This window comes from Nonomuraea sp. NPDC003201, from assembly GCF_053590415.1.
Genome location: NZ_JBSFTC010000001.1, coordinates 62,419 through 89,150, shown reverse-complemented (window position 1 = coordinate 89,150; position 26,732 = coordinate 62,419). Strand labels below are relative to the sequence as shown.

Annotated in this window: 27 protein-coding genes; 13 read left to right on the top strand and 14 right to left on the bottom strand. The window is 71.3% G+C overall.

Translation table 11 applies throughout. The annotated features are described in order from the left end of the window. Positions 1-55 precede the first annotated feature (55 nt). The 4 genes from ACWDX9_RS00425 to ACWDX9_RS00410 all read left to right on the top strand — a co-directional run bounded on the left by ACWDX9_RS00425 (position 56) and on the right by ACWDX9_RS00410 (position 3,235). Complete coding sequence (locus ACWDX9_RS00425) at positions 56-376, top strand: hypothetical protein (RefSeq protein WP_449947236.1); 321 nt, start codon at positions 56-58, stop codon at positions 374-376. Beyond that, a complete protein-coding gene (locus tag ACWDX9_RS00420; protein ID WP_449947234.1) occupies positions 367-1,296 on the top strand; it encodes a hypothetical protein in 930 nt (309 codons plus the stop codon). The genes ACWDX9_RS00425 and ACWDX9_RS00420 overlap by 10 nt, the downstream gene beginning before the upstream one ends. A 9-nt stretch (positions 1,297-1,305) precedes the next feature. Then, on the top strand, positions 1,306-1,971 hold the full coding sequence (locus ACWDX9_RS00415) for a hypothetical protein (RefSeq protein ID WP_449947231.1): 666 nt from the start codon (positions 1,306-1,308) through the stop codon (positions 1,969-1,971). Positions 1,972-2,095: 124 nt separating this feature from the next. Then, entirely contained in the window at positions 2,096-3,235 is a 1,140-nt protein-coding gene (locus tag ACWDX9_RS00410) for a monooxygenase (protein ID WP_449947228.1), read from the top strand. A gap of 36 nt (positions 3,236-3,271) precedes the next feature. Here ACWDX9_RS00410 and ACWDX9_RS00405 read toward each other — a convergent pair whose 3' ends face one another. Continuing rightward, positions 3,272-4,246, bottom strand: a complete 975-nt coding sequence (locus ACWDX9_RS00405; protein WP_449947225.1) for an ABC transporter substrate-binding protein — start codon at positions 4,244-4,246, stop codon at positions 3,272-3,274. A gap of 89 nt (positions 4,247-4,335) precedes the next feature. On the opposite strand from ACWDX9_RS00405, the gene ACWDX9_RS00400 reads away from it, so the two are divergent. Genes ACWDX9_RS00400 through ACWDX9_RS00375 form a run of 6 tightly spaced genes read left to right on the top strand, consistent with a single transcriptional unit; the run spans position 4,336 to position 10,294 of the window. Continuing rightward, positions 4,336-5,838, top strand: a complete 1,503-nt coding sequence (locus tag ACWDX9_RS00400; RefSeq protein ID WP_449947223.1) for a sugar ABC transporter ATP-binding protein — start codon at positions 4,336-4,338, stop codon at positions 5,836-5,838. After that, positions 5,828-6,793: an ABC transporter permease gene (locus tag ACWDX9_RS00395; protein WP_449947220.1), complete on the top strand. Its 966-nt coding sequence runs from the start codon at positions 5,828-5,830 to the stop codon at positions 6,791-6,793. The genes ACWDX9_RS00400 and ACWDX9_RS00395 overlap by 11 nt, the downstream gene beginning before the upstream one ends. Positions 6,794-6,804: 11 nt before the next feature. Beyond that, entirely contained in the window at positions 6,805-7,710 is a 906-nt protein-coding gene (locus ACWDX9_RS00390) for a D-ribose ABC transporter substrate-binding protein (protein ID WP_449947217.1), read from the top strand. 47 nt (positions 7,711-7,757) lie between these two features. Beyond that, the gene (locus tag ACWDX9_RS00385) at positions 7,758-8,177 is read left to right on the top strand and encodes a hypothetical protein (RefSeq protein WP_449947215.1); all 420 of its coding nucleotides are present in this window, start codon (positions 7,758-7,760) and stop codon (positions 8,175-8,177) included. A 57-nt stretch (positions 8,178-8,234) separates the two neighbouring features. Further along, complete coding sequence (locus tag ACWDX9_RS00380) at positions 8,235-8,870, top strand: TetR/AcrR family transcriptional regulator (protein WP_449947212.1); 636 nt, start codon at positions 8,235-8,237, stop codon at positions 8,868-8,870. After that, the gene (locus tag ACWDX9_RS00375) at positions 8,867-10,294 is read left to right on the top strand and encodes a pyridoxal phosphate-dependent decarboxylase family protein (protein ID WP_449947209.1); all 1,428 of its coding nucleotides are present in this window, start codon (positions 8,867-8,869) and stop codon (positions 10,292-10,294) included. The genes ACWDX9_RS00380 and ACWDX9_RS00375 overlap by 4 nt, the downstream gene beginning before the upstream one ends. Here the strand turns inward: ACWDX9_RS00375 and ACWDX9_RS00370 are convergent. The 11 genes from ACWDX9_RS00370 to ACWDX9_RS00320 all read right to left on the bottom strand — a co-directional run bounded on the left by ACWDX9_RS00370 (position 10,287) and on the right by ACWDX9_RS00320 (position 22,467). Continuing rightward, positions 10,287-11,465, bottom strand: a complete 1,179-nt coding sequence (locus tag ACWDX9_RS00370) for an ABC transporter permease (RefSeq protein ID WP_449947208.1) — start codon at positions 11,463-11,465, stop codon at positions 10,287-10,289. The genes ACWDX9_RS00375 and ACWDX9_RS00370 overlap by 8 nt on opposite strands. Beyond that, the gene (locus ACWDX9_RS00365; protein WP_449947206.1) at positions 11,465-12,211 is read right to left on the bottom strand and encodes an ABC transporter ATP-binding protein; all 747 of its coding nucleotides are present in this window, start codon (positions 12,209-12,211) and stop codon (positions 11,465-11,467) included. Before ACWDX9_RS00365 ends, ACWDX9_RS00370 begins: the two co-directional genes overlap by 1 nt. Next, positions 12,204-13,913: a peptidoglycan-binding protein gene (locus ACWDX9_RS00360; RefSeq protein WP_449947203.1), complete on the bottom strand. Its 1,710-nt coding sequence runs from the start codon at positions 13,911-13,913 to the stop codon at positions 12,204-12,206. The genes ACWDX9_RS00365 and ACWDX9_RS00360 overlap by 8 nt, the downstream gene beginning before the upstream one ends. Before the next feature lie 7 nt (positions 13,914-13,920). Next, the gene (locus tag ACWDX9_RS00355) at positions 13,921-14,808 is read right to left on the bottom strand and encodes a hypothetical protein (RefSeq protein ID WP_449947201.1); all 888 of its coding nucleotides are present in this window, start codon (positions 14,806-14,808) and stop codon (positions 13,921-13,923) included. A gap of 28 nt (positions 14,809-14,836) precedes the next feature. Beyond that, positions 14,837-15,772 carry a hypothetical protein gene (locus tag ACWDX9_RS00350; protein WP_449947199.1) on the bottom strand — a complete coding sequence of 312 codons (936 nt, stop codon included), beginning with the start codon at positions 15,770-15,772 and terminating at the stop codon, positions 14,837-14,839. 34 nt (positions 15,773-15,806) lie between these two features. Then, complete coding sequence (locus tag ACWDX9_RS00345) at positions 15,807-16,718, bottom strand: hypothetical protein (RefSeq protein WP_449947197.1); 912 nt, start codon at positions 16,716-16,718, stop codon at positions 15,807-15,809. Next, entirely contained in the window at positions 16,715-17,035 is a 321-nt protein-coding gene (locus tag ACWDX9_RS00340) for a PadR family transcriptional regulator (protein WP_350723555.1), read from the bottom strand. Before ACWDX9_RS00340 ends, ACWDX9_RS00345 begins: the two co-directional genes overlap by 4 nt. A gap of 77 nt (positions 17,036-17,112) precedes the next feature. Continuing rightward, positions 17,113-19,623 (bottom strand): glycoside hydrolase family 9 protein, encoded by a 2,511-nt coding sequence (locus ACWDX9_RS00335; RefSeq protein WP_449947193.1) that lies wholly within the window; start codon positions 19,621-19,623, stop codon positions 17,113-17,115. A gap of 96 nt (positions 19,624-19,719) precedes the next feature. Continuing rightward, a complete protein-coding gene (locus ACWDX9_RS00330; RefSeq protein ID WP_449947191.1) occupies positions 19,720-20,310 on the bottom strand; it encodes a GNAT family N-acetyltransferase in 591 nt (196 codons plus the stop codon). Between the two features lie 22 nt (positions 20,311-20,332). Then, positions 20,333-21,808, bottom strand: coding sequence for an APC family permease (locus ACWDX9_RS00325; RefSeq protein WP_449947188.1), 1,476 nt, complete (start codon positions 21,806-21,808; stop codon positions 20,333-20,335). A gap of 26 nt (positions 21,809-21,834) precedes the next feature. Continuing rightward, positions 21,835-22,467, bottom strand: coding sequence for a GOLPH3/VPS74 family protein (locus ACWDX9_RS00320; protein ID WP_449947185.1), 633 nt, complete (start codon positions 22,465-22,467; stop codon positions 21,835-21,837). A 264-nt stretch (positions 22,468-22,731) separates the two neighbouring features. On the opposite strand from ACWDX9_RS00320, the gene ACWDX9_RS00315 reads away from it, so the two are divergent. Further along, on the top strand, positions 22,732-23,526 hold the full coding sequence (locus ACWDX9_RS00315; RefSeq protein ID WP_449947182.1) for an N-acetylmuramoyl-L-alanine amidase: 795 nt from the start codon (positions 22,732-22,734) through the stop codon (positions 23,524-23,526). Here the strand turns inward: ACWDX9_RS00315 and ACWDX9_RS00310 are convergent. Beyond that, positions 23,507-24,166 (bottom strand): TetR/AcrR family transcriptional regulator, encoded by a 660-nt coding sequence (locus tag ACWDX9_RS00310; RefSeq protein WP_449947179.1) that lies wholly within the window; start codon positions 24,164-24,166, stop codon positions 23,507-23,509. The two genes, ACWDX9_RS00315 and ACWDX9_RS00310, sit on opposite strands and share 20 nt — an antisense overlap. 102 nt (positions 24,167-24,268) lie before the next feature. Here ACWDX9_RS00310 and ACWDX9_RS00305 point away from each other — a divergent pair, with 102 nt between their 5' ends. After that, positions 24,269-25,369: a serine hydrolase domain-containing protein gene (locus ACWDX9_RS00305; RefSeq protein WP_449947176.1), complete on the top strand. Its 1,101-nt coding sequence runs from the start codon at positions 24,269-24,271 to the stop codon at positions 25,367-25,369. 13 nt (positions 25,370-25,382) lie between these two features. Here ACWDX9_RS00305 and ACWDX9_RS00300 read toward each other — a convergent pair whose 3' ends face one another. After that, the gene (locus ACWDX9_RS00300) at positions 25,383-25,568 is read right to left on the bottom strand and encodes a hypothetical protein (RefSeq protein WP_345000866.1); all 186 of its coding nucleotides are present in this window, start codon (positions 25,566-25,568) and stop codon (positions 25,383-25,385) included. A 163-nt stretch (positions 25,569-25,731) separates the two neighbouring features. On the opposite strand from ACWDX9_RS00300, the gene ACWDX9_RS00295 reads away from it, so the two are divergent. After that, the gene (locus ACWDX9_RS00295) at positions 25,732-26,673 is read left to right on the top strand and encodes an NAD(P)H-dependent flavin oxidoreductase (protein ID WP_449947173.1); all 942 of its coding nucleotides are present in this window, start codon (positions 25,732-25,734) and stop codon (positions 26,671-26,673) included. Positions 26,674-26,732 lie beyond the last annotated feature (59 nt).

The window sequence follows — 26,732 nt, the reverse complement described above, 5'->3', positions numbered from 1 at the left end:
TCATTAACCCGAAATGTTGCGCAGACCGTGATACGTCAATATATGGTCATTCGCCATGACGGGACTCGAGATCGCTCTGGGGGCGGTGGGGCAGGAGGCCTCGCGGATCACGGCCCATGGGGAGGACTACGACGCCGCTCTCCAGCCGCTCAAGGCACGTGGGGACGGGGTGTCCTCCTGGGGGGACGACGGGCTTTTCGCCGTGTTCACCAACGCGTACGCCGAATGCCGCGCGACGGCGATGGCCGCGCTCTCCGGACTGTCCACGGAGATGAGCGGGACCGGCGAGGGCCTGAACGCCGTGGTCAAGAACACGGCCGGCACGGAGGCCGCGAACGTCCAGAACACCGAGCAGCTCGGCCGCACATGGGTGTAGTGCTGCCCCCGGCGGCGGCCGGGATGATGGCGATGCTGGGCCCGTGGCCGAACCTCGACGAGGACGACGTAAGGGCTGAGGGGAACGCGTCGCGGGTCGCGCAGGCCGCGAGCGTGCCGGCCGCGAGCGGCGCCGACGCCTCGATGCGCGGGGTGCAGCAGGTCTACCGCGGCGAGGGCGGTGCCAGCGCCCAGGCCCACTGGGCCAGGACCGGCGCCGACGGCGGCCACCTGGCCCAGGCCGGCAACGCCATGAAACTCGCCCCCGCCGTCCTGGACGCCGGCGCCGCCGTGGTCTCGGCCGTCAAGGTCGCCGCCGGCACCCAGGCGGTCTTCACCACGGTCGCCGTGTACAAAGCGCTGGCCTTCGGCGGCGCAGTCGGCGTCAGCTACGCCACCGCCCGCACCCTCATGGCCCGCAAAACCGTCGGCAAGATCCTGCACGAAGGCGGCGAAGGCACCGGCAAGGTCATCGCCCCCATCATCCGCCGCCGCATCACCGAACCCATGCGCCGCGTCCTGGACAACCTCCGCCGCCCCGGCGGCCCCGGAGGCACCCCCGCACTCGCCGGCGCAGGCGGCCGCAGCGTCCCACTGCGGCCCGCGGGCTTACGGACATCATCCGGCCCTCGCTCGGTCACCGACGGCATGGCCAAGATGGGCCGCAGGAACAACAGGAACAGCGGTGGCGGCCGGGGCGGACGCAGCATGGGTGGGAGGGACCAGACCGGGAAGTTCCACGGTGACCTCCCCCAAAGCACGAGGGGCATGACGGAGCAGGAGAAGCAGAAGCTCGAGAAAGATCTGAAAGCCAGCATCAAGAAGCGGGAAGAGGAGCAGGAACGCCTGGGCTACGAGACTGGCCACGCGGAGAGAATCAATCGGGAAAAAGGCACCCTTAGGCGACTTTTCGGGAGATAGCGGCAGTTGATGCAGACACAGACAGGCGACGAGTTGATGGAGCGCATCCTCGCGCATCCGTCCGACGACATCGTCGGTACGGCGGCCAACGATCTGCTTGCCGAGCTGTACGCCGGATACCCCGTCGAGAACCTCGGCAGGCTCCTGCACAGCGACGATGAGGTGGTCGTGCGGACGGGCACCTGGTTGCTGTCCGAGCTGGGAGAACTCGCCGCCCCGATGATGGACGAGGTCCCGGCCCTCCTGTCCAGCCCGATCCGCAACGTACGGTACTTCGCGATCGAGGTCGTGCTGTCGAACGCCGACGACCGGCACGGGTCCGCCATAGCGCGCGTCATGAGCATGAGCACGGAGTACGACGCCGCCGTCCGCTGGAAGGTCCTCGAGTTCCTGTCCGAGGCCTCGACCGACCAGTTGCAGGCGGGGGCGTCGAGCCTGGAGGCCGGTCCGGTCAAGGAGTCGGCCGAATGGCTGGTCCGTCAGGACGACGAGGAGCCCGACCCGCGTGACGTCCTCGCCCGGCTCGAAGGGCCCGACCCGACGGCCCGGCTGTTCGCCGCGGCGGCCGCCGCGCGCCTGTCCGACGAGGACACGGGCCTCTTGGAGCACGCCGTCAACGCGGAGGACGAGGAGATCCGTTCCTTCGCCCAGAGTTTGCTGAGCGAGGCGGACTGACGAAACGGCCGGCGCGGACACCCCAGGGGCGACCTGAGTCGGATGCCGGAGTCCTACCAGGGGACGAGCGAGAGCGTCCCGTGGAAGGATGCCCGGAGCCCGCTTGCCGGGCGAGTGTTGAGGTATGAATCGACTCGCCCGGACGGCCGTGTTGCTCTTCGCGGTCGTCCTGCTCGCCTCGTGTGGCGCCCGGAGCACCGCCACGCCGGCCGGTCACACCGCTCACACCGGACATGCCGCCAAGGCCACGGTTGCGGCGGCCCCGCTGCGGGCCGGTGAACGGTTCGTCAACCTGACGATGGCGGAGCCGTACACGCCGAACCCGCCCAACGGCGGCACGGACGACTACCGCTGCTTCCTCATCGACCCCAAGCTGGCGAGCAAGGTGTTCCTGACCGGCGCCCAGTTCCAGCCCCAGAACCTCGACCTCGTCCACCACGCGATCTTCTTCAGGATCGACCCCGAGCACGCCGCCAAGGCGCGCGAGATCGACCGGCGCACCCCCGGCCAGGGCTGGACGTGCTTCGGCGACGACGGCGTCGGCGACTCCTCATGGGTGGCGCACTGGGCCCCCGGCACCAGCGAGACGCTGCTCGACCCCAAGTACGGCTACGAGCTGCCGCCGGGCAGCCGGCTCGTCATGCAGGTCCACTACAACCTGCTGGGCGTGGAGGGCAAGCCGGGCACCGACCGCTCGGGCATCCGCCTCCGCGTGACCGACCAGACCCTGCGGCCCCTGGAGACCGCCCTGTTCCAGGCCCCGGTGGAGCTCCCCTGCACGCCGAAGGAGTCGGGACCGCTCTGCGACCGGGCCGCCGCGGTCAAGGACGTCGGCGCCAGGTTCGGCGAGGAGCTGACGAAGCAGGTGGCGATCCTCACCAAGTACTGCGGGCCGAGCAAGCCGGGGCCGACCCAGCACTGTGACATGCCCGTCGAGGGCACCGCCACGGTCCACGCCATGGCGGGCCACATGCACCTGCTCGGCCGCGCCATCAAGGTCGAGCTCAACCCCGGCACGCCGAAGGCGCAGACGCTCCTGGACGTGCCCGAGTACAACTTCGACGACCAGTCGCTGCGGGTCCTGCCCAAGCCCGTCACAGTGAACAAGGGCGACGTCGTACGGGTGACGTGCACGCACGACGCGGGCCTGCGCGCCCTGCTGCCCCAGCTGCAGAAGCTGCCGCCCCGGTACGTGGTGTGGGGCGACGGGACCAGCGACGAGATGTGCCTGGGCATCGCGATCGTGACCCCCGGAGCCGCCTGACCTCCCGGAGTCGCCCGATCCCCGAGCCGCCTGACCTCAGGCGGCGACGGGCCCCTCGCTCTCCCACCGGGTGAGCACCGCCCGGTGCCCGGTCTGCAGCCCGGTGCCCGGGTCGATCGCGAAGTCGCCGAACAGGGTCGCCGTCTCCAGGCCGGCGGCGGCCGACCACAGCTCCGCCCGCCCGGTGCCACCGGCCCGGGCGGCGCAGTACGTCGCGATGATCGCGGCGGCGACCCCCTGGACCGCGACGTAGTTCGGCGGCACTCCGGTCCGCTTCTCGTAGGCCGCGACGAACTCCCGCTCGGAGACCCCGAAGGCCGCCTCGCCCGCGCCGCCGGGGAACCACTGGCCGACGCCGTAGATCCCGCGCGGATCGTCCACGGCTGCCCCGAACTCCCGCACCCCGGCGGCCACGGCGCAGATGGTGCGCGCGCGGCGGGCCCGCCTGACCACCTCCACGTCCTCTTCGAAGGCCCCGGCGCAGAAGAGGTTCCAGGCGTCGTCCACCGGGCCGCCGAAGACCACCGGGATGCCCACCGCGTGCGCGGCCCGTGCGGCGCCCTCCGCGACCTGCAGGGCGAAGCGCCCCTTGCCGCTCACGATCCGCAGCGGGCTGTGGTCGCCGCTCTCCGCGAGCCGGCGGACGAACGGCTCGGCGTACCGGCCGGCCGGCGTCTGGACGGAGACGACATGCCCCGGGTTGGCCGCCTGCACGTCGTCGCCCGAACCGCCGTGGTTCCAGATCAGCATGTCGAGCGCCGCGCCGATGCGCCCCGCCCGCCGCATGAGCTGCGTGGAGTACGGCCCCAGCAGGAGGTCGCACTGGCCCGCCAGCCGGGGGAGCACGACGTCCAGGGAGCGGGGCTCGCTGTGGTCGTCCTCGACGATCAGCTCCACGGCCGGGTCGAGGGACTGCCAGACTTCGAGGCCGAGCCGGACCTGCCCGCCGAAACGGGCGTGCATCCCCGACAGGGAGACGGGCACCCCGATGCGGAGCCGCGAGGACGTCATCCCATTTTCACTCCCCACTCAGCAAGACAATAACCCTGACCTGGGCATTCAGTGGTTCACCGGCCTCGTGAGCGGATAGAGACCACCACGTGAGCGAGGAGATTCTCAAGGCCGAGGGGCTGCGCAAGACCTTCCCCGGCGTGGTCGCCCTCGACGGCGTGGACCTGAGCCTGCGCACCGGCGAGGTGCACGTCCTGCTGGGCGAGAACGGCGCGGGCAAGAGCACGCTGATCAAGATCCTCTCCGGCGCCTACCACCCCGACGAGGGCCGCATCCTGATGGACGGCCGCCCGGTGCACCTCCGCACCGCGGGGGACGCGCAGCGGCTGGGGATCTCCACCATCTACCAGGAGTTCAACCTCGTCCCCCAGCTCACGGTCGCGGAGAACCTCGCGCTCGGCCGCCCGCCGCGCAGGTTCGGTTTCGTGGCCACCGGGCGCATGGAGCAGCAGGCCAAGGGGCTGCTGGACCGGGTCGGCGTGGACGTGCACCCGCGTACGCCGGTCGCCGGGCTGGGCATCGCGCGCATGCAGATGGTCGAGATCGCCAAGGCGCTGGCCCTGGACGCCCGGGTGCTGATCATGGACGAGCCCACCGCCGTGCTCACCACCGGCGAGGTCGCCCGGCTGTTCGCGATCGTGCGGCAGCTGCGCGAGGAGGGTGTGGCGGTCGTGTTCATCACCCATCATCTGGAGGAGATCGCCGAGATCGGCGACCGGGTGACCGTGCTGCGCGACGGCAGGTCCGTGGCCCGGGTCCCGGCGGACACCCGCAGGGACGAGCTGGTCGCCCTCATGGTCGGGCGGCCCGTCGACCAGCAGTACCCGCGGCGGCCGGCCAGGCGGGGCAGGCCGCTGCTCGAGGTGTCCGGGCTGACCCACAGGGGCGCGTTCGGCGACGTGTCGTTCGAGGTGCGGGCCGGTGAGGTGGTCGGGATGGCCGGGCTCGTGGGCGCGGGCCGCACGGAGGTCGTGCGGGCGGTGTTCGGGGCCGACCGCTACGACGCGGGCGAGGTCACCGTGCGGGGGACGCAGCTGCCGCCCGGCGACGTGCACGCCGCCATGGAGGCCGGGCTCGGCCTCGTCCCCGAGGACCGCAAGGGCCAGGGCCTGGTGCCGCAGGCCGGCGTCGCCGAGAACCTGGGCCTGGTCACCATGCGCGCCGCCACCAGGGCCGGTTTCGTGGACCGTTCCTGGATGCGCTCGGCCGCCGCGAAGGCGGCCGGACGGCTCGGCATCCGGATGGCCGGGCTGGACCAGGAGGTGCGCACGCTCTCCGGCGGCAACCAGCAGAAGGTCGTCATCGGCAAGTGGCTGATGGCGGACGCCCGCGTGCTCATCCTCGACGAGCCGACGCGCGGCATCGACGTCGGCGCCAAGGTCGAGATCTACGAGCTCGTCAACGAGCTCACGGCCGAGGGGGACGCCGTGCTGATGGTCTCCAGCGACCTGCCGGAGGTCCTCGGGATGAGCGATCGGATCCTGGTCATGGCGCGGGGGCGGCTCGTCGGCGAGCTGCGCGCGGCCGGGGCCACGCAGGACGACGTGATGGCCCTGGCCGTCGCGGAGGTGGAGGGTTCCCGTGCCGAGTGACGCGCTCCTGGGCCGCCGGTCACCGGCGGCCGCCTGGTTCGCCGAGAACGGCGCGCTGGCGGCGCTCGTGGTGCTGGTCGTGGCGCTGTCGCTGCTGTCGCCCGACTTCCTCAGCGTGACGAACCTGCTCAACGTCGGCGTCCAGGCCGCCGTCACCGCGATCCTGGCGTTCGGGCAGACGTTCGTGATCGTGACGAGCGGCATCGACCTGTCCGTGGGCTCGGTCGCGGCGCTCTCCGCGATCGTCCTGGCCTGGACCGCCGGCGTCGCCGGCCTGCCGTGGCCGCTGGCCACCCTGGTGTCCCTCCTGGTCGGGGTGGTGTGCGGGCTGGTCAACGCGGTCCTGATCGCGTACGGCAGGCTGCCGCCGTTCATCGCCACGCTGGCCATGCTCGGGGTCGCCCGCGGGCTGGCCCTGGTCATCTCGGCGGGCAGCCCGATCCCGATGCCGGACGCCGTCTCGCACCTGGGCGACACGGCCGGCGGAGTCCTGCCGGTCCCCGTGATCGTGATGGTGGTCATGGGGGTGATCGCCGCCGTGATCCTCAACCGCACGTACGCGGGCCGCGCCATGTACGCCATCGGCGGCAACGAGGAGGCCGCCCGCCTGTCGGGCATCAAGGTCGGCCGCCAGAAGCTGATCACGTACGCGCTGTCCGGCGGCTTCGCGGCGGTGGCCGGGATCGTGCTGGCCAGCCGCCTGGCCTCGGCGCAGCCGCAGGCGGCGGCCGGGTACGAGCTCGACGCCATCGCGGCCGTGGTGATCGGCGGCGCCAGCCTGTCCGGGGGGAAGGGCAGGGCGCTGGGCACGTTCGTCGGCGCGCTCATCCTGGCAGTCCTGCGCAACGGCCTGAACCTGCTGTCGGTCTCGGCGTTCTGGCAGCAGGTCGTGATCGGTGTGGTCATCGCCCTGGCGGTGCTCGTCGACACCCTGCGGCGCAGGGCAACCACTTAGGGGGAGAGATCATGCGGATGCTCATAGCGGGTGCCGCGCTGGCCGGCCTGGCCGCGTGCGGCGGCGGGGGAGCCACGGGCGACGTCAAGATCGGCCTGTCGGTGTCGACGCTGAACAACCCGTACTTCGTGCAGTTCCGGGACGGCGCGCAGGCCGAGGCGAAGAAGCTGGGCGCCAGGCTGACCGTCACCGACGCCCAGAACGATCCGTCGCAGCAGGTGAACCAGGTCCAGAACTTCACCAGCCAGAACATGAAGGCGATCATCATCAACCCGGTCGACTCCGACGCGGCCGTCCCCGCGGTCAAGGCGGCCGACCGGGCCGCCGTCCCGGTGATCGCCGCCGACCGCGGCGTCAACGGCGCCGAGGTGGCCCAGACCGTGGCCTCCGACAACGTGGCCGGCGGGCGGCTCGCCGCCCAGGAGCTGGCCAGGCTGCTCGGCGAGAAGGGGAACGTGGCCGTGCTCCAGGGCGTGCCGGGCACCTCCGCCTCCCGCGACCGCGGCAGGGGGTTCGCCGAGGGCATCGCCGCGTACCCGAACATCAAGGTCGTGGCCCAGCAGCCGGCGGACTTCGATCGGGCCAAGGCCCTGGACGTCATGACGAACCTGATCCAGTCGCACCCCGACCTCGCCGGCGTGTTCGCCGAGAACGACGAGATGGCCCTGGGCGCGATCAAGGCCCTGGGGGCCCGGGCCGGGCAGCGGGTCAAGGTGGTCGGGTTCGACGGCACGCCCGACGCGATCAAGGCGGTCCGGGCCGGCACGCTCTCCGTCACCATCGCCCAGCAGCCCAGGCTGCTGGGGCAGCAGGCGGTGGACGCCGCGGTGAAGGCCGCCAAGGGGGAGAGCATCCCCAAGGCGGTGGCCGTGCCCGTGAAACCGGTTACCAAGGAGAACGCGGACCAGTTCGGCTGAGGCTGAGCCGTTCGGCGCTCCCATCCGTCCAAGTAGGTGTGAAGAAAATGTGGCGAATCGTGCTCGTGCCGGTGCTCCTGCCGGCCCTGACCCTGTCCGCGGCCCCGGCTCCCGCGCAGGCGGCCGTCGCGCCGAAGAAGGTGCTGATCGACTACCGGAAGCAAGGCGGGTTCGCGGGGCTGAGCGACCATGTGATCGTCTACACGAACGGCTGCGTGCGGCTCAGCCACCGTACGGGGCCGACCGTCGACAAGTGCCTCACCGGCAAGGAGGAGCGCAGGCTGCGCACGTCCCTCAAGACACTGAAGCTCGGGCGGTCCGAGGCCACCCCGCAGGGGGCGGACTTCCTCAAGTACACGCTTGTTTATAAGAAGCACCGCGTGAGCCGCTACACGCTGACGCCGAGCTGGCAGCCGGTGGTGCAGCAGCTCGACAAGATCATGGTGAAGTACTGGGCGCCGGACTGAGCCGGGTCTCCATCAAGCGATTGACCAAAAGGTAAGGGTAGGACTACCTTCGGCCGCATGGACAGCGGACAGGTCAACCTGATCCTCAAGGTCGCGACACAGCTGTTCGCCGCGCGGGGCTTCGACGGCACCTCCACACGCCAGATCGCCGAGGCCGCGGGGATGAACATCGCCACCGTCAACTACCACGTCGGTGGCAAGCGCGAGCTGTACCTGGCCGTCATGGAGCGCGCGCACCGGGCTGAGAAGGCGGCCCTGGACCTGGCGTTCGCCCGGCTGCCCGGTGACGACCTCGTCGCGGCCGTCCACCGGCTGCTGGACGACTACCTCGACTTCTGCGTGGACAACCCCGAGGTGCCCGCCCTGTGGATGCACCGCTGGCTCTCCGACGCCAGTGACATCACCGAGCTGGAGCGCGAGTACGTGCAGCCGCTGGTGGCCTCGGTGACCGCCGCCGTCCGGCCCGCGGTCGAGGGCGGGCCGATCGACGAGAAGGTCGATCTCGAGTACGCGATGTGGATGGTCATCTGGTCCGTGCACGGGTTCGCCAAGGGCGGCGTGCTGGACGCGGAGGGCCGCCGCAGGGCCGCCGGCGACCGGGCCGCCCTGCGCCGCTTCCGCTCCCACCTGCACCTGAGCGTCCACCGCACGCTCGGCCTGCCCGGCGACCCCCGCACGAAGGAGCCCACGTGAACCCCAGAGCGAGGACCACCGAGGAGCTGCTGGCCGAGGTGGCCAGGCTGAGGTCGCACGACTTACCCGTGCGCGGCGGCCAGGTGACGGCGTACGTCTACGACACCGGCCGGGCCGAGGTCCACGAGGCGGCGGCGCGGGTGTACTTCGAGATGCTGGAGGTGAACTGCCTCGACCCGACCGCGTTCCCCAGCGTGGTCGAGATGGAGCGGCAGGTCGTCGGCGCGGTCGCGGACCTGCTCGGCGGCGGTCACGGCATCTTCACCAGCGGCGGCACCGAGTCGATCATGCTGGCGGTCAAGGCCGCGCGCGATGCCGCGCACGACGCCGCCCACAGGGGCCGCCCGAACCTGGTGCTCGCCGTCAGCGCCCACCCCGCCTTCCACAAGGCGGCGCACTATCTCGGCGTCGAGGTCGTGGCCGTGCCGGTGGACCTGGAGACGTACAAGGTGCGGGCGCGGGACGTGGCGGACGCGATCGACGAGAACACGATCATGGTCGTCGCCTCCGCGCCCTCCTACCCCCAAGGGGTGGTCGACCCGGTCGAGGAGGTCGCCGCCGTGGCCGCGGCGGCGGGCGTGCCGTGTCACGTGGACGCCTGCGTCGGCGGGTGGCTGCTGCCGTGGCTGCGCGCGGCGGGCGCGACGGTGCCGCCGTTCGACCTGTCCGTGCCGGGCGTCACGTCGCTCTCGTGCGACCTGCACAAGTTCGGGTACGCCCCCAAGGGCGCCTCGGTCGTGCTCTTCGCCGATCCCGCGATGCGGCGCAAGGCGTACTTCGCCTCCGCCGCGTGGCCCGGCTACACGATCGTCAACGCGACCGTGCAGAGCTCCAGGTCCGCCGGGCCGCTCGGCGGCGCCTGGGCCACGTTGCGGGCGCTGGGCACGGAGGGCTACCTGGAGCTGGGCCGGGCGACCCTGGAGGCGACGGCCAAGCTGCGCGAAGGGCTCGCGCGGATCCCCGGGCTGCGGGTGCTCGGCGAGCCGGAGTCGTCGCTGGTGGCGTTCGCCGGGGACGGGATCGACGTGTTCGTGCTGGCGGACGAGGCGCGGGAGCGGGGCTGGTTCCTGCAGCCGCAGCTCTCGTACGCCGGGATCCCGGCCAACCTGCACATCACGGTCACCGGGGTGACGCTCGCGGGGGTCGAGGACCTGCTGAAGGTGATCGCCGAGTCGGCCGAGGCCGCCCGGGAGCGGGGGCCGGTCGTGCTGCCCGACGGGCTGGTCGAGCTGGTGGCGGCCACGGACCTGGAAACGCTCGACGAGGCGGACTTCGCCGAGCTGGCCTCCTCCGTGGGGGTGGACCTGCGGCCGGAGGCGGGGCAGCCGGAGATGGCGACGGTCAACGCGATCCTGGACGCGCTGCCCGCGGCCGCCAGGGAGGCGGTGCTCGTCCGGTTCCTGTCGGCCGTCTACGCTACCTGAGCGCGTCCACCGGCTCCATCCTGGCCGCCCGCAGCGCCGGGTACAGCCCGGCCAGCAGGCCCACCAGGGCTCCCGCCACTGGCGCCGCGACCGCGAGGCGCACGTCCAGCAGCGGCGTCCACTGCTTGGCGGCCGACACCGCGACGACCGTGACGACGCCCAGGCTGGCGCCGATCACGCCGCCCGCGAGGCCGGTCAGCGTCGACTCCAGCAGGAACTGGGCGGCGATGTGCCGCCTGGCCGCCCCGAGCGAGCGGCGCAGGCCGATCTCCGGCACGCGTTCCATCACGGTGACGAGCGTGACGTTCGCGATGCCGACCGCGCCGACCACGAGCGAGACCAGGCCGAGGATCAGGAAGAGCGCGTTGACGTCGTCCTGGGCCTGGTCACGCGCCCTGGTGGGGCTGGGCGGGGCCATCACCTGCAGCATGTCGCCGTTCCCCGGGCTGAGCGCGGTGGGCGCCTGCCGGGCCACCAGGTCCGCCGCGCCCAGGCTCGTGTTGACCAGCACCCTGGTGACGTCCCGCAGCCCGAACTGCCTGCCCACCGTGGGCGGCACGAACACGGCGGTGCTCAGGTTCCGCTCGCGGCGCAGGTCGCCCAGGATGCCGATGACCGTGTACGCGTGCTTGCCGATGAAGATGGCCGGCGCCCGGTCGAGGCGGCCGACGCCGAGCAGCTTGGCCGCCTGGTCGCCGATCACCGCCACCCGGTCGCGCCGCTCGATGTGCCCTCGGTCGTAGAACCTGCCCTGCACCATCCTGCCGCGCGCCGCCTCGGGCAGCCCGGTCGTCGCGGCCAGCACGGTCAACGACTGCGCGGTGACCCTGGTGGGGTCCACGATGTCGTTGGAGCGCACGGACAGGTTCGCGCTGTCCTCCGACTCGGCCAGCGCGGCGGCGGACTCGACGCCGCGCAGCCTGGTCAGCCGGTCGATCGAGTCCCACTCCACGAGCGGCGTGTTCGGCGACTCCGGCACCTCCACCGTGATGGCCGTGGCCACCAGCGCGTCGAAGCGGCCGACGATCTGGTTGCCCGCGGTGGCGGCCACGCCGAGCGTGATGACCAGCGTGGTGATGCCGAGCACGGTCCCGAGCGTGGTGAGCGCCGAGCGCACCGGCCGGGCGAGCATGCCGGCCACGGCCTCCCCGAGCAGGTCGCGTACGTGCATCACTCCTCCTCCACCAGCACGCCGTCGGTGATCCGCACCCGGCGCCCGGCCCGCTTGCTGACCTCCTGCTCGTGGGTGATGACCACGAGCGTCATCCCCTGCCCCCGCAGCTCGTCGAACAGGCCGAGCACCGATTCGGTGTTGCGGCTGTCGAGGTTGCCCGTGGGCTCGTCGCACAGCAGCAGGGACGGCTCGCCCATGAGGGCCCTGGCGATGGCCGTACGCTGGCGCTCGCCCCCGGACAGCCGGTCGGGCGCGAACCCGGTCCGGTGGCCGAGGCCGACTCGTTCCAGCGCCGCCAGGGCCCGCTCCCGCCTGCCCTTACGCGCCTGCCTGACTGCGCTCATGGTCGCAGCCGCTTCGGAGCTCGTTGGCTTCGCTCTCTCCCTCCGAGCTCCTCTGCTCCGATAGACCTCGGCGAGCATGACGTTCTCGACCACGCTGCGGTGGGAGAGCAGGTGGAAGGACTGGAAGACGAAGCCGATCCGGTCGCCGCGCAACCTGGTCCTGGCCCCGTCGCGCAGGGTGGTGGTCTCCGTGCCGTCGAGGCGGTAGCTGCCCGAGCTGGGGCGGTCGAGCAGGCCGAGCACGTTCAGGAGGGTCGACTTGCCCGAGCCCGACGGGCCGACGATGGCCAGGTAGTCGCCCCTGTCCACCCGGAGCGTGACGCGGTCGAGCGCCCGGACCGGCGGTTCGGCGGCGAACTCCCTGCTTACCTCCGCCAGCGAGATCACCGGCTCAGGCACCGCTGACCACCACCCGGTCGCCCTCCTCGATCGCGCCGGCGACCTGGACGTTCCCGTCGGCGGTCAGGCCCGTACGCACCTCGACGTCCTTGGTCTGGTCCGTGGCGTACTCGACCCGCACCCGGGCCCTCCCGTCGGCCCCCGTGATCACGGCCGCCACCGGCACGACCAGCACCGGCTCCTTGGTCGCCCCCACCGTCACCCGCGCCGTGACGGCGGTCCCCGGTTTGAGCCCCTTCATCGAGGCGGGCGTGATCAGGACGGGCTCCGACCCGTCCTTGGCCTCCTCGGAGCCGGGCACCTTGGCCTGGTCACCGACCGCGGTGAGGCGCGCCTTGTACGTCTTGCCCGTGTCGAGCTCGATGGCCGCCTCCATACCCGTGCGCAGCAGCTCGGCCTCCGTCGCCTCCACCGACCCCGTCACCGTGAACGCCGAGCTGGTCACCGTGGCGACCTCCTTCTCGACCTGCTGCCCCTGCTTGACCGAGACCTTGCGCACCCGGGCGGGCAGCTTCGGCAGGAACACCACCTCGCCGGGCGGGATGGAGGTCCCATAGGTACGGGCGAACTCGGCCAGCATCCCCTTGGCCGCCGCCACGTCCTTACCGGCGTTGGTCACCTTGAGCCTGGTCGGGGAGAGCTGCCTGGCCTGGCGCAGCGCCTGCTCGGCGGTGGCCCTGGCCTCCTTCGCGGTCCGTACGGCCTTGCGCAGCTCCACCAGGCTCTTCTCCCTGGCCTGCCGCGCCTCCTCATCGACCCGCTCGCGCGCCTCCAGGGCCGCAGCCAGGTCGGCCTGGGCGTTCTGGACCCGCAGCTCCAGCAGGCTCGTGTCGGTGGAGGCCGTGGGCTGAGGGGTGGCGGTGGCCGCCGGCGTGGGCTGCTTCCTGGCCTCGGCCAGCGCCTGCTCGGCCTCGGCCAGCTTCTCCTGCGCCGCGCGCACGGCCGCCTCGGCCGCCGCCGTCCTGGTCTCGTCCTCCGGCGTCACCTCCCGGGCCTCGGCCTCCTGGAGGGCGCGCTCGGCCGTCTTCAGGTCCGCCTTGGCGTTGGCCAGCCTCATCTTGAGCGGCAGCACGTCGCGCCCCTGGTCCAGCGCCTTCCTCTCGGCGGCGAGGGTCTCCTGGGCGGTCTGTACGGCCTTGCGCAGCGTGTCGTACGACTGCCGGTCGGTCAGCGTCGGCTGCTGCGCCTCGTACCCCTTCTTCGTGTACATGCGGGTGACGGCGGCGATCGTGGCCTGGTCGAACACGCCGGAGACGGGACCGCCGTACCCCAGCCTGCGCAGCGCCCGCTGGAGCTGCTTGACGTCGTCCCCCTTGCTGCCGGGGGCGATCGTGCGGTGCATTGGCACGGACCCGCGCAGTGCGAACACCGGACGGCCGTTGACCTCCAGGAAGACCGAGCCCTCCGCGAGCCGGCCCTGGCGCGGCGCCCGGGTGGCCCGCTGCTGCTCGGCCGTGCCGCCGACCGCCCCGGCCAGGCTGACAGGCAGGGGCGAGCCGTACTCCAGCGTGCCGCTGACCACGACGGTGCTGACGAGCTTGCGGCGCTCGACGGCGGCGGTGACGAGCGAGGCCCGCGGCGCGGCGCGGCGGGCCGCCTCGTCGGCGGGGGAGCGCAGCCGTGAGCCCACGGCCCAGCCGGCGCCCGCGATGATCACAACTCCGGCGACGACGCCGGCGAGGAGCTTGCGCGGTGACTTCATGAGGTGGTCACATGCCGAACTGGGCGCTGACCTGCCGTTGGACCGACAGTTCCTTCGGCAGGTAGGCGGAGTAGAAGTCCTTGCCGCACTCCAGGTCGTCGAGCGCGGCCTTGATCTCCTTGGCCAGGTAGGGCTTGGCCTGCTCGGGGGTGAGCGTCGGCACGTAGTACATCGGCGGCTTGTCGTCCTCGACAGGGGGAGCGACGTCGGGCACGTCGTCCATCTGCTCCCGGCCCAGCTTGTCCTGCTTGAGCTGCCACGTCTTCTGTCCTTGATCGGCCATGGAGTCCGGCGCGGTGTCGCCGACGGCGTAGCCCTTGCCCTTCAGGCAGGTGGCCATGGCGGTGGCCAGCTCGACCAGCTCGGGGTCGGTGTCGAGCTTGCCCTTGCGGGCCCGGACGGAGGCCTTGAACTGCGCGTCGTAGAAGTCTTCCGTCGACTTCAGCTTCAGGCCGAGGACCTTGTTGGCCGCCGAGACCTGGCAGGCGTCCATCGCCTTCCGGTACGCCTGCAGCTGCGCCTTGGAGAGCGCCGACTGGATCTTCCCGTTCGGGTTGCCCTCGGGGCTGCCGGCCTGGGTGTTGAAGATGTCGGGGTAGATGTACTCGGCGAAGACCCCGAAGCCGTATTTTTCGCGATATTTCCGCATTGCCTGGTAGTTGCCATAAGCGCGGCTCTTGTCATCCTCGGTGCCCGGCTTGTGCGGCGTCACGTATGCGACGTACTTGAAGCCTTTCTGCTTCATGCAGTCCGCTTTGGCCGCTTCGAGCTGAACCTCCTTGTCCTCGGCGGTCGAACCGGGCGAGGGCGCGGCGCTCTCGGTGGCGCCTCCGCAGCCGGAGAGCGCGGCCAGCGCCAGTAGGGCGGTGGCGGTCACGGTGAGTCTGGTGAGCATGGCGAAGTCCGTCCTCCGATCCTGGGTGTCAGTAGGCGAACTGGGCCCTGACCTGCGCGTCGATCGCCGACTTGCGCGGCGTGAAGACCGGGTAGAAGTCCTTGCCGCACTCCAGGTCGTCGAGCGCGGCCTTGATCTCCTTGGCCAGGTAGGGCCGGGCCTGCTCAGCGGTGAGGGACGGCATGTTGATCGGCTGGTTCTCGCCCTTCTTCGCCGGCGGCGCGACATCGGGCACGGTGTCGTCCTGCTCCCGGCCCAGCTTGTCCTGCTCCTTGAAGAACGCGTCCTGGCCGCGCTTGGCCATGGCCGTCGGCGCGGTGTCGGTGACGGCGTAGCCCTTGCCCTTCAGGCAGGTGGCCATGGCGCCGGCCAGCTCCACCAGCTTGGGGTCGCTGTCGAGCGTGGCGGCCGTCGCGCGCTTCCTGGTGAGGGCTATCTGGTTGTAGTAGTCGAGGTTCGACTTCAGGGTCACGCCGAGGACCTGCTTGGCCGCCGTGACCATGCAGACGTCCTTGGCTTTGTGGTAGGCGCCCAGCTGAGCTTCGGAGAGCGCCTCTTGGATCTTCATGTTCGGGTCTTGATTGGGGCTTTCCCTCTGGGCCGCCGGGGCGTTCATCTCCTTGGGGTAGACGAACTCGGCGAAGACCTCGAAGCCGTATTTTTCGCGATATTTCCGCATGGCCTGGTAGTCGCCCGCGTCCCGGCGGCGGTCCTCGTCGCTCTGGGGCTGCTCCGGCTTCACCCATGCGACGTACTTGAAGCCCTTCTGCTTCATGCAGTCGGCCTTGGCCGCTTCGAGCTGGTGCTTCTTGTCCTTGGCAGCCTCCGCCGCGCTGGGGGAGGGCGCGGCGGCGGTCTCTGTGGCGGTCTCTGTGGCGGTCTCTGTGGCGGTCTCTGTGGCGCCCCCGCAGCCGCAGAGGACGGCCAGGGCGAGCAGCGCGGTAGGCAGCGTCTTCCTCGTCATGGCGGACGACCATACTCCGTTTAACGGAGCATGGTCAATCCAGACAGTGCCGCCGCCTCCGGAACGGCACGGAGGCGGCCCCGAGGGCCAGCACGGCCAGCACGCCCCAGTAGGCCAGGTGCTGCCTGGTCAGGGAATCGGCGTTCATGGACAGCTCGATCGATCTCACCAGCAGGTAGATGCCCGACGCGAGCGCCCACCGGTGGTCGCGCGCCAGGTAGCAGCCCGCTACGGCCAGCCCGAACGCCGCCGCCTCCGTCGCCAGCCGGCTCAGGCTGAGCGGGTACCAGCTGCCCTCCTCCATCCACTGGGGACCCGCCCACGCGACGGCCACCACGGCCGCCGGCCACCACCATGACCGGATCCGCGGCGTCTCCCGCCTTCTCGACATGAGCACCAGCAGCCCGAGCAGCACCACCGCGTACCCGAAGGCCACGGCGAAGGGGCTGCTGTCCTGGAACAGGGCACGCCCGGTGAGGACCGACGGGTACACCGGCATCAGCGTCGGCTCGAACATCTGCCAGCCGCCCGCGACCGCGACCGCCTTCACGCCCGCGACGAGCGTGAGCGGGAACGCCACCGTCAGCCGTCCGCGCAGGACGGCCAGCAGCGCGAGCGCCGACAGCAGCGTCCACAGCGGCACCGCGCCCGCGTAGGGGAGCAGCGCCGCCAGGTTCGCGGCGGCCACGGCCGTGATGCCCAGGTGCAGGCCGTCCTCCCAGGCGCTGCCCGTCGCCAGGTGGACGATGCGGCTGCGCACGCCGCCCACCAGCAGGCCCCACGCCTCCTTGGGCACCGGGACGTTCCTGCCGGGGCCGGCCGACTCCAGCAGGACGTCGACCAGCTCGTCGCCGTGCGCCGCGCGATACTGCCTCGGGTAGGCCCGCAGTAACCGGCGGTAGCGCCGTTCGAGGGACGTCATGGGCTGGGGCATGGTGGCGGTCATGTGATCGGGCGCAGCACGAGGGAGGCGGCCTCCTGCATGCGCCTGGCCTCGGCCTCGACCAGGGTCCGTCCCTCGTCGGTGATCCGGAAGTAGCGCCTGTTCCGGCCGTTGACCGTCTCCTCCCGGTCCACGGTGATCACGCCGCGCTCGTTCAGGCGCTCCAGGATGCCGTAGAGGGTGCCGACCGACGGCTGGACCCGGCCGCTCGACAGTTCTTTGATCGACTTGCTGATCGCGTGGCCGTGCAGCGGGCCGGCGCGTAGGGCGGCGAGCACGAAGAACATCGGCTCGCTGACTTCTGAGGTTCCCCTGGGCATGGCCCAGATTATTCCGTTCAACGGAGCGTCCGCAACGTCCGGCGGCCTCTCGCGGAGAGGCCGCCGGACGGGCGGGGTCATCCGCAGCGCTCGCCGTTCAGGTGGAAGACCTCAGGGGACGGGTTGGGGCCCGAGGGGTTCGTGGCCACGAAGCCGAACGTCACGGACCTGCCCGGCTTGATCTTGCCGGAGCTCGTGGCCGTCACCACCGAGCCGGACTGCGACAGCGCCGCGCCCCAGTCCTGCCGGACGCGCTGGCCGCCGGGGAAGGACCAGCGCAGGGTCCAGCCGTCCACGGTCTGCCTGCCGGTGTTCTCGATCACGATCTGGCCGGTGAACTGGCCCGAGCCGTGCGCCGTGTAGCGCACCCGGCAGTCGGACCGCCCGCTCTTGTCGGCCAGGAACGCGGAGACCCAGGCCAGCGGGGAGTTCCAGTTGATGGTCAGCTCGTTCGTCGCCCACGACTCGATGTCGTCGATGTAGCAGAACTGCGGCTTGCAGCCCTTCAGCAGCCGCTGCGCGAGCGGGTCCTGGATGCCGGAGTTCGGGCCGCCGGCCAGCGTGCCGCGCGGCGGGTTGGGCAGCGCCGGGTCGAGCTGGTGGGAGTACCAGCGGCTGTGCTGGTTGTGCGAGGCCACCTCGCCGTAGCCGGTCACGTACGACTGGTTGAGCGCGTTGCGGCCGAGGATGTAGTCCATGCCCTCGCGCACGGCCGCCCGGTACTTCTCGTGGCCGGTCAGGTCGTACGCCGTGGCCAGGACGACCAGGTTGTTCAGGACCAGGTTGTTCGAGCCCCAGTCGAAGTCCGGCGGGTTGTACGGCAGCCCGTACGGGTGTGCCCGCTGGACCGCCAGATACTTCTCGGCCCCCTCGACCACGGACTGCCGCACCCGCGCCCGGTCGGGGAGCGCGTTGGGCACCGTGGCCAGGTCGAGGCGGCCGAGCTGGGCGGTGTTGCCCCAGTCGAAGCCCCGGTCACGCCAGATGTCGCCCGAGTGGTGCGGCGAGGCCAGCACGAAGTCCTTGAACTCCTTCTCGCCCGTCGTGATGAACAGCTCCGCCGCCGCCCAGTAGAACTCGTCGCTCACGTCGGCGTCGTTGTAGGCGCCGCCGCCGGTGCCGTCGTTGGGGTCGGCGTACCTGGCCGGGTCGGCCTTGGCCGCGGCCCACGCCCTGCGGGCGGCCTTGAGGTTCCTGGCCGCGAACGCCGGGTCGTACGGGGCGAACAGCCTGGCCGCCTGGGCCGCCGTGGCCGCGAGGTTGAGCGTGGCGGCCGTGGAGGTGGGGTGCAGCTCGCGCGGCTGCGGGTCCAGGTGCGGCAGCAGCGGCAGGCCCGTCCAGCTCCGGTCGTGGATCTTGTGGTGGGCCATGCCCGTGAACGGCTTGCCCTCCGGCACCTGCATGCTCAGCAGGAACTCCTGCTCCCAGCGGGCCTCGTCCAGGATGTCCGGCCGGCCGTTGCCGCTCTCCGGGATGGCGAGCTGGCCGTCCTTGAAGGCCGCCCTGTCCCGCTCGTACGCGGCCATGAGCTGGTAGACCGAGATGCCGCCGTTGACGACGTACTTGCCGTGGTCACCGGCGTCGTACCAGCCGCCCTTGACGTCGAGCGAGTAGTCGCAGACGCCGGGCTGGCAGGGGACGCTCACGTCGCCCTGGTTCGGCGCGACGCCGGCGTGCCCGGCGGGCCGGCCGTAGCCGGGCCTGAGGCTGTCGAGGATCTCGATGCCGCTGCGCTGGGTGTAGTAGAACTTCAGCGCGTCCGTGGGGAGCTGGTCGTAGATGTCCGCGGCGATGTCGAACGGCCGGCTCGTCTCACCGTCGGCCGTCAGCGTGTAGTCCTTGCCGGGCCTGCGGTAGGAGCCGAAGTCGAGCGTGTGCACGTTCTGGCCGGAGCTGGCGTCCACGCCTCTGGGGGTGGTCCGGCCCTTGGCGACCGTCTGCTTGTCGGCGTTCTTGAGCTCCCAGTCCAGGGCCGTGGTCGCGGCGGTGACCACGGTGGCGTTCTTGGGGCCCTGGGGGAGGTAGCCGACCATGTTCACGCGGACGCGCGGGCCCGTGTCGGGCTCGTACACCTCGGGTTCGGCGCCGCCTTTGAGCGACACGTTGTCCATGCAGAACCTCCATGGCTCGGCGCTGCCGCCCAGTTGGAAGACGACCTGGGAGTTCGGCAGCGACACGGGGGCGGTGAACGTGTAGGAGTGGTCGTTGCCCGAGACGCTCAGCTCCGGGTTCGCCGACAGGTACTGCGTCCATGGGTCCACCGGGAGCTGGATCAGCGCCTTGCCGACCTTGGCGGGGGTCGCCGAGGCGCTGAACCGGTACGCGTACGTGTCGCCCGCCACCAGCGGGATGTCGTTCTGGCCGATGATCACGTCCCACGGGTTGGCGGTGCCGCCGGGGATGTCGGCGCAGAGCCGGCCCGCGTCTATGGCGAGGGTGGTGTTGCCGGTGCTCCACCAGGGGGCGGTGCCGGAGTCGAAGGTGCCGTTCACGATCTGCTCGGGTCCCTCGTCCGCCAGTGCCGTCGTGGCGGGGGACAGGGCGACCATGGTGAGGAGGGCCAGTAAGGCGGCCCGGCTTCGGGTCATGGAGGTCCTCAGGGTTGGGAGCGCTCCCAATCGGAGCCCTCCGATCCTCCTTTCCCGTCGCCGTCCCGTCAACGGCCTGCGGAAACTATGAAACTTTCAGGCGCGGCGCATCGGCCAGAACAGCGTCCCGTCCGGCAGCGCGAACGGCTCGCTCTGCCGGTAGCCGTGGCGCGCGTACAGGTCGCGGTTGCGCGGGTCGCTGGCCTCCAGGTACGCGGGCACGCCGCCCAGCCGGGCGTGCTGGTAGCGCAGCAGCGCCGACCCGAGCCCCTCGTTCTGGCGGTCCGGGTGCACCGCCAGGAAGGCCAGATGGTGGTACGGCTCCGCCGGATGGTTCGCCTCGAACAACTCGTCGAGCACGCGGAAGCGCTCGACCCACTCGCCCGTCGTCTCGGCCAGGCGGCGGTCGTAGTCGGGCGGCTCGGGCAGCGGCGCGGTGCGCGGGAACCAGACCGCGACCGCGGGCCCGTCGTCGATGAGGTGGATCTCCCCGTGCTCGACGGCGTGGTCGACGAGGATCCGGAAGTTGGCGGTCATGACCCGGTGCCGCTCCCTGCGTTCCGGCACGAGGTAGTGCACCGCCCTCAGCCCGGAGAACGCGGTCGCGATGAGCTCCGCCACCCGTCCCGCGTCGTCCGCCGTCGCGTGACGGATGACCGGCCGCATCGCCCACGTCTGCTGTTTCATCGCCCAGGCTCCTCTCGTTCTGTCAGCTGCCGTCCTGGGCGGTCGCCGCCTTGGCGCCCATCCCGACCAGTGAGTAAACGGCGGGTTGTCCGGTACGCAGGATGAACGCCCAAATCACCCCAATTACCGCAGCTACCCCGTAAACACCGGGCAGAATCCAGGTCAACGGATCACTCTCGGGTACGTTGAGCAGTGCGGCGAAGTTCGTCACCGCCAGCCATACCATCACGGCCAGCGCGAGCGCGGCGGGCACCGGAGCGATCACCCGGCGCGCGAGCGTCTCCCCGCCCGGCTCCCTGACGAAGAAGACGATCACCGCGACGGACGTCACGAAGATCAGCAGCAGCACCCCGAACCCGCCGAACGAGCCGCCGTAGAAGAACAGCTGCACCAGCGGGTCGAGCCCGAGCGCCGCGTAGACCAGGATGACCGCCAGCCCGAACACGCTCTGGGCGATCGAGCCCGCCTTGGGCGCTCCGCTGCGCGCCCTCGTCCGGCCGAAGACGGCCGGCAGCACCCGCTCGCGCCCGAGCGCGAAGAAGTAGCGGGCGGTGGTGTTGTGGAACGAGATCATCGCCGCGAACAGGCTGGTCACGAAGAGCACCCTGGCGATGTCCACCACGCCGTCGCCCAGGTGCGCCCCGGCCAGCTTGAAGATGGTGTCGGCCTGGTCGCGGTTCGCGACGGCCACGATGTTCGCGGGCCCGGTGGCGACCGTCATCGCCCATGACGACAGCGCGTACACGGCCGCGATGATCGCCACGGCAGAGTAGGTGGCCAGCGGGACCGTACGGCGCGGCTCCCGGCTCTCCTCCGAGAACACCACGGACGACTCGAACCCGACGAACCCCAGCGTCGCGATCACCAGCAGCGCCCCCACACCGGGTGCGAACAGCGCGCCCGGCGACAGCGTCTCCATCGAGAACCCGGAGGCCGCCGGGTGGGCCAGGTCCGCGAAGTCGAACAGCAGGATGACCGCCACCTCGGCGGTCAGCAGCACGGCCAGCAGGCGGCCGTTCACGTCCACCCGCATCAGGCCCAGGACCGCGACCAGCGCCCACGCGACCAGGGCGACCAGCCACCAGGGCGGCGTGAGGCCCAACCAGCGCTCCAGCAGCGGCGTGGCCGCCGTCCCGAACGCGCCGTACAGGCCCACCTGCAGCGCGTTGTACGCGATGAGCGCCACCCAGGCCGCCGCGATGCCCGCGGGCCGGCCCAGGCCGCGGCTGATGTAGGTGTAGAACGCGCCGGCGTTGGCCATGTGGCGGGCCATCGCCACGTACCCGACCGCGAAGACCGCCAGCACCACCCCGACCACCAGGAACGCGATGGGCAGCCCGGTGATCCCGGTGACCGCGTACGCGGTGGTGACCACGCCCGCGACGACGGTGAGCGGCGCCGCGGCGGAGAGCACGAAGTAGACGACCGAGGGCGCGCCGAGCCGGTCGGCGGCGAGCGCGCCGGCGACGAGGTCGGGCCGGGACTTCACGGGAAGCATCGGATTCCTCCGGGGGTGGGGGGTGTTCAGGTGCGGTAGGTCAGTACGGCGTCGCCGACGGCGGCGCTCACCTGGCGGCTCAGGTCGCGCAGCGGCTGGGGCATCGAGGTCAGCAGCGTGGTCAGGTACCGGCGGGCCACCCGCCGGTCGGCCGGATCGTCGAGCACGGTCTCCGTCATGTCGCACGCGTCCACCAGCGTGGCCAGCGCCATGTCCTGCGGCGACAGCGGCCACTGCCGGACCAGCGCCAGCCGCAGCCGGGTCGCGGGCCACATGGCCTTGCTGAAGTCGGTGGAGAAGAACCGGGGCGGCTTGCGCCTGAGCAGTTTGGGGGCCTCGCGCTCCAGCAGCCCGGCGTCGACCAACCGCGCGCCCACGTCATCGACCGAGCGCTGCGCCAGATACGCCAGCCACGTGCGCACGTCGGTGTGGTGCGGCGAATCCCCGATATCGGACAGAACCCGATTGGCCACCTTATCTGTGACGTCCTCGGAGTCGATCACGTCGAGTCGCACGCCGCGCACGGCGACCCTCTGGTGCAGCACGAGTTCGCCGATCAGGGCACCCGCCAGGCCGAGCGCGATGCCCTGCACGTGGAGGCGGGGTTTGCCCGTGCCGGTCGTGTCCCATGAGACGAGGAAGAAATCATCGGCAAGCACCTTGAATCGGTCCGCTCATTATCGCCTTAAAAGGACAACCCGCTTTCGGCCGGCGGCGTTTGGCCGCCAGCGGAAATGTCTACCAAGAACGTGATCGCCCGGGTAGGCCCATTTATCACTAAGTCCGGAAAAATGGTGATTTTGGGTAAAAGTGCCAGATAAAAAATGAGGAATTCTCGGGTGCCGGAAAGCCGTGCCGCGACACGAACGCGCAGGTCAGGTGAGTCTTGGGTTTGCCCTTCGGCAGCCGGTACGGTCGGGATCATGTGCGCGTACCGGACCGGATTCGTGGCGGTCGTCACGCTGGCCGCGCTGACCACGGCGTGCGGCAGCGCCGTGCCCGTTTCGCAGGAGGCGGCGCTGCCCGCGGCGCCGTCCGCCGGCCGGACGCCGGCCGGAGGCGCGCTCTCGGGCAAGATCGTGGTGATCGACCCCGGCCACAACGGCGGCAACGCCGCGCACCCCGCGGAGATCAACCGCCAGGTCGACATCATCACGGGCAGGAAGCCCTGCAACACGACCGGCACGCAGACGGACGCCGGATACCCCGAACACGCCTTCACCTGGGACGTCGCCGGCCGGCTCAGGCCGATCCTGGAGAAGATGGGCGCCAAGGTCGTGCTGACCAGGCCCGACGACAAGGGCGTCGGCCCGTGCGTCACCGAGCGGGCCGCCATCGGCAACGAGGCCAGGGCGGACGCGGTCCTGTCCATCCACGGCGACGGCGCCGCGCCGAGCGGGCACGGCTTCCACGTGATCATGCCGGGGCTGGTCTCCGGGCACAACGACCAGATCATCAAGCCGTCCCGGCGCCTCGGGGTGGACATCAGGAACGCCTACCGGGACGGCACGGGCCTGCCGTACGCCACCTACACCGGCGTGGACGGGCTGCAGACCCGCACCGACCTGGGCGGGCTCAACCTCTCCGTGCGCCCCGCGGTGTTCATCGAGTGCGGCAACATGCGCAACCGCGGCGACGCGGCCAAGATGTCCGACCCCGGCTTCCGCGAGCGCATGGCCGTGGCCCTGGCCGCCGGGCTCAGGAAATATCTGACCTAGCCCTGCCGGTCGGGGAGGCCCCGTACGCGCGCAGGAACGCGGCGACGGCGGACTCGGAGAGCCGTTCGAGGTCGGCCTCGGTGTAGTGGTCGCCGCCGCCCCAGAACATGACCTTGTTCACCGGGACCCACAGCAGCAGGCCCACGAAGTGCTGGGCGATCAGCTCGGGGTCGTCCGGGCGGAGCAGGCCGCGGGTGGCCAGGCGGTCGAAGGCGGCGGCCAGGGTCTCCAGCGAGCGCTCGAAGCCCTGCTGGTACCAGGTGCGGCCGAGGTCGGGGAACCGGTCGGCCTCGGCGATCACCAGCCGGCGCAGGCGGAGCACGTCGGGCCGCATGAGCGCGCCGAGGAACTGGCGGGCCAGCTCGCCCAGGTCCTTCGCCAGGTCCTCGCTGTCGTCGAGCGCCGCGGTGATGAGCTTGGCCAGCCCGTCGACCTGGGTCGTCGTGTCGAGGATGATGCTCGTGAACAGCTGTTCCTTGTCGGTGAAGTGCTTGTAGACGGTCTGCTTCGAGACCGACGCCAGCGCCGCCACCTCGTCCATGCTCGCGCCCACGTAGCCGTTGCGCAGGAACACCGGCCGGGCCGCATCCATGATCTGCCTGCGCTTGCGTGCCGTGCGGCCGTCCTCTTCCGGTGCCATGCCCATCCCTTCGTCCTTCGACGAGAACACAGTACTAGACAGTTCCGTACTAAGTGAGTACCGTACCGTCTAGTTCCACCGATGAAAAGGACAAAGCAGGACATGAGTGATCTTCAGCAGCAGGTGCAGGAAGCCGCCGACGGGCTCGTCGAGTCAGGCGCGGAGCGCGGGCTCCAGGTGGCCGTCTATCGTGACGGCGTCCAGGTCGTGGATGTGGTGGCGGGCGTGGCCGACCCCGGGACCGGGCGGCCCGTCACGGCTGACACGCCCTTCTACAACTTCTCGATCGGCAAGGGCGCCACCGCGACCGTGGCCCACGTGCTGGCCGAGCGGGGCCTGTTCGGTTACGACACCCCGGTGGCGGAGCTGTGGCCGGAGTTCGGGCGGCACGGCAAGCAGGGCGTGACCGTACGCCACGTGCTGTCGCACACGGCCGGCGTGCCGGGGGTGCCGCTCGACACCACGCCTGAGGACGTCTGCGACTGGGACAAGATGATCGCCGCGCTGGAGGACGCCGAGCTGTGGTGGGAGCCGGGCACGAAGGTGGGCTACCACGCGTACACGTTCGGGTTCCTGGTCGGCGAGATCGTCCGGCGGGTCACCGGCAAGCCCATCTCGCAGGTGCTGCTGGAGGACGTGGCGGGCCCGCTGGGAGTGGCCGACGAGCTCTACTTCGGGATGCCGGAGACCGAGCACCACCGGCTGGCCAGGCTGGAGGACGCGCCGGTGGACCCGGCGGCGTGGGGCGAGATGCCGGCGGACCTGCCGATGTTCAAGGCGGGGCCGATGGCGCTGATGCCGACCGCCGAGCTGGGCAGCCGCGGCGACTACCTGTCCTCCGACATCCCCGCGGGCGGCAAGACCTCGGCCCGGGCCATCGCGCGGATGTACGCGGCGCTGCTCGGCGAGGTGGACGGGACGCGGCTGATCCCGCCCGGCCGGCTGCGCGAGGCGACGGCGGTGGCCTCCAGCGGGCTCGACGAGGTGTTCGGCATGCCGACGACCTGGGGGCTCGGGTACGGCATCGGAGGCCCGGGCTCGACCGCCGAGGCGAGCCCGACGGTGTTCGGGGTGCCCGGGGCGGGCGGCAGCGCGGCCTGGGCCGACACGGCGACCGGCACCGCGTTCGCGCTCACCAAGAACCGGCTCACCAACGACTTCGCGGTCGCGAGCCTGATCGGCGGCATCGTGACCGGTGCCTAGAACGTCCGGCAGGTCAGCCGTCGCGGCAGAGGGGCTTGCCCCCGACCACGCAGGCGATGTCGTCGAGTTGGCAGCTGAGCAGGGTGCCGTCCATGCCGAGCACGAGCACGAGGTCGCGCCTGGAGGGATGTGCCAGCATGACCCTGCCGACCACGCCATTGTCCAAGATCACGGTCGGGCGGCCTGCCGCGTTGTCCATGCGCTCGTGACTCCTCTCCGCTGCGGAACGAAAGACGTTCCCCACCAGGATGCACAGGTGTGTGCCGCGAGCGCATCGGTCATCCGGCTGTATTTTCCGGTCCGGGGGTCGGGAAGGCCATGGAAGACTGGTCCCAACAGGGGTTTTCTATGGGGAGATGACCTTGCGCACATGGCTTACCGAACGGTTCGGCCTGGCGGTGCCCGTGGTGGGGGCGCCGATGGCGGGGGTGGGCGCGGGCCGGCTGGCCGCCGCCGTCTCCGAGGCGGGCGCGCTCGGCATGATCGGGGTCGCCGCCGCGGCCACGGGTGAGTGGATCACCAAGGAGGCCGCCGTCGCGGGCGGCGGTCCGTACGGGATCGGGCTCATGGCCTGGGCGCTGGCCGGCAACCCGGCCCAGTTCGACGCTGTGCTCGAGCTCCGGCCCACGATCGTCTCCGTGAGCTTCGGGCCGTATGCGCGTTATGTGGAGGAGCTCCGGCAGGCGGGCATCACGGTCGTCACCCAGGCGGGCACGACCGACGAGGCCCGCGCCGCCGAGCAGACCGGGGTGGACGCGGTCGTGGCGCGCGGGGCCGAGGCGGGCGGCCACGGGCGCGACGCGGTGGGCACGCTGCCGCTGCTGCAGAGCGTGCTCGACGCGGTGAGCGTCCCGGTGCTCGCGGCGGGCGGCATCTCGACCGCGCGCGGGCTCGCCGCCGTGCTGGCCGCCGGTGCCGCCGGGGCCTGGGTCGGGACGGCCTTCATGGGATGCGCGGAGACGGCCCTCTCGGAGACGGCCACCGAGCGCCTGCTGGCGGCCGAGGAGACGGGCACCGCGTACGGGCGGGTCTTCGACATCGCGCAGCGCCTGGACTGGCCGCCCGAGTTCGGCGGGCGGGCGCTGCGCAACGCGTTCTTCGACCGGTGGGCCGGGCGGGAGGACGAGCTGGCCGCGGACGACGACGCCCCGGCCCGGCAGGCGGCGGCGCGGGCCGAAGGCGACTTCGACACGGCCTGCATCTACGCGGGGCAGGCCGTGGGCATGGTGCGCGAGCGGCGCACGGTGGCCGACGTGGTCGCCGGCTTCGCCGCCGCCGAGGAGCTCCTGGCCCGGTTCTCCTGATCGGCGGGCAGGGCAGAACCTGTTCTGTTCGGACTGCCCGTCCGGCTTGAGGGTGCCTG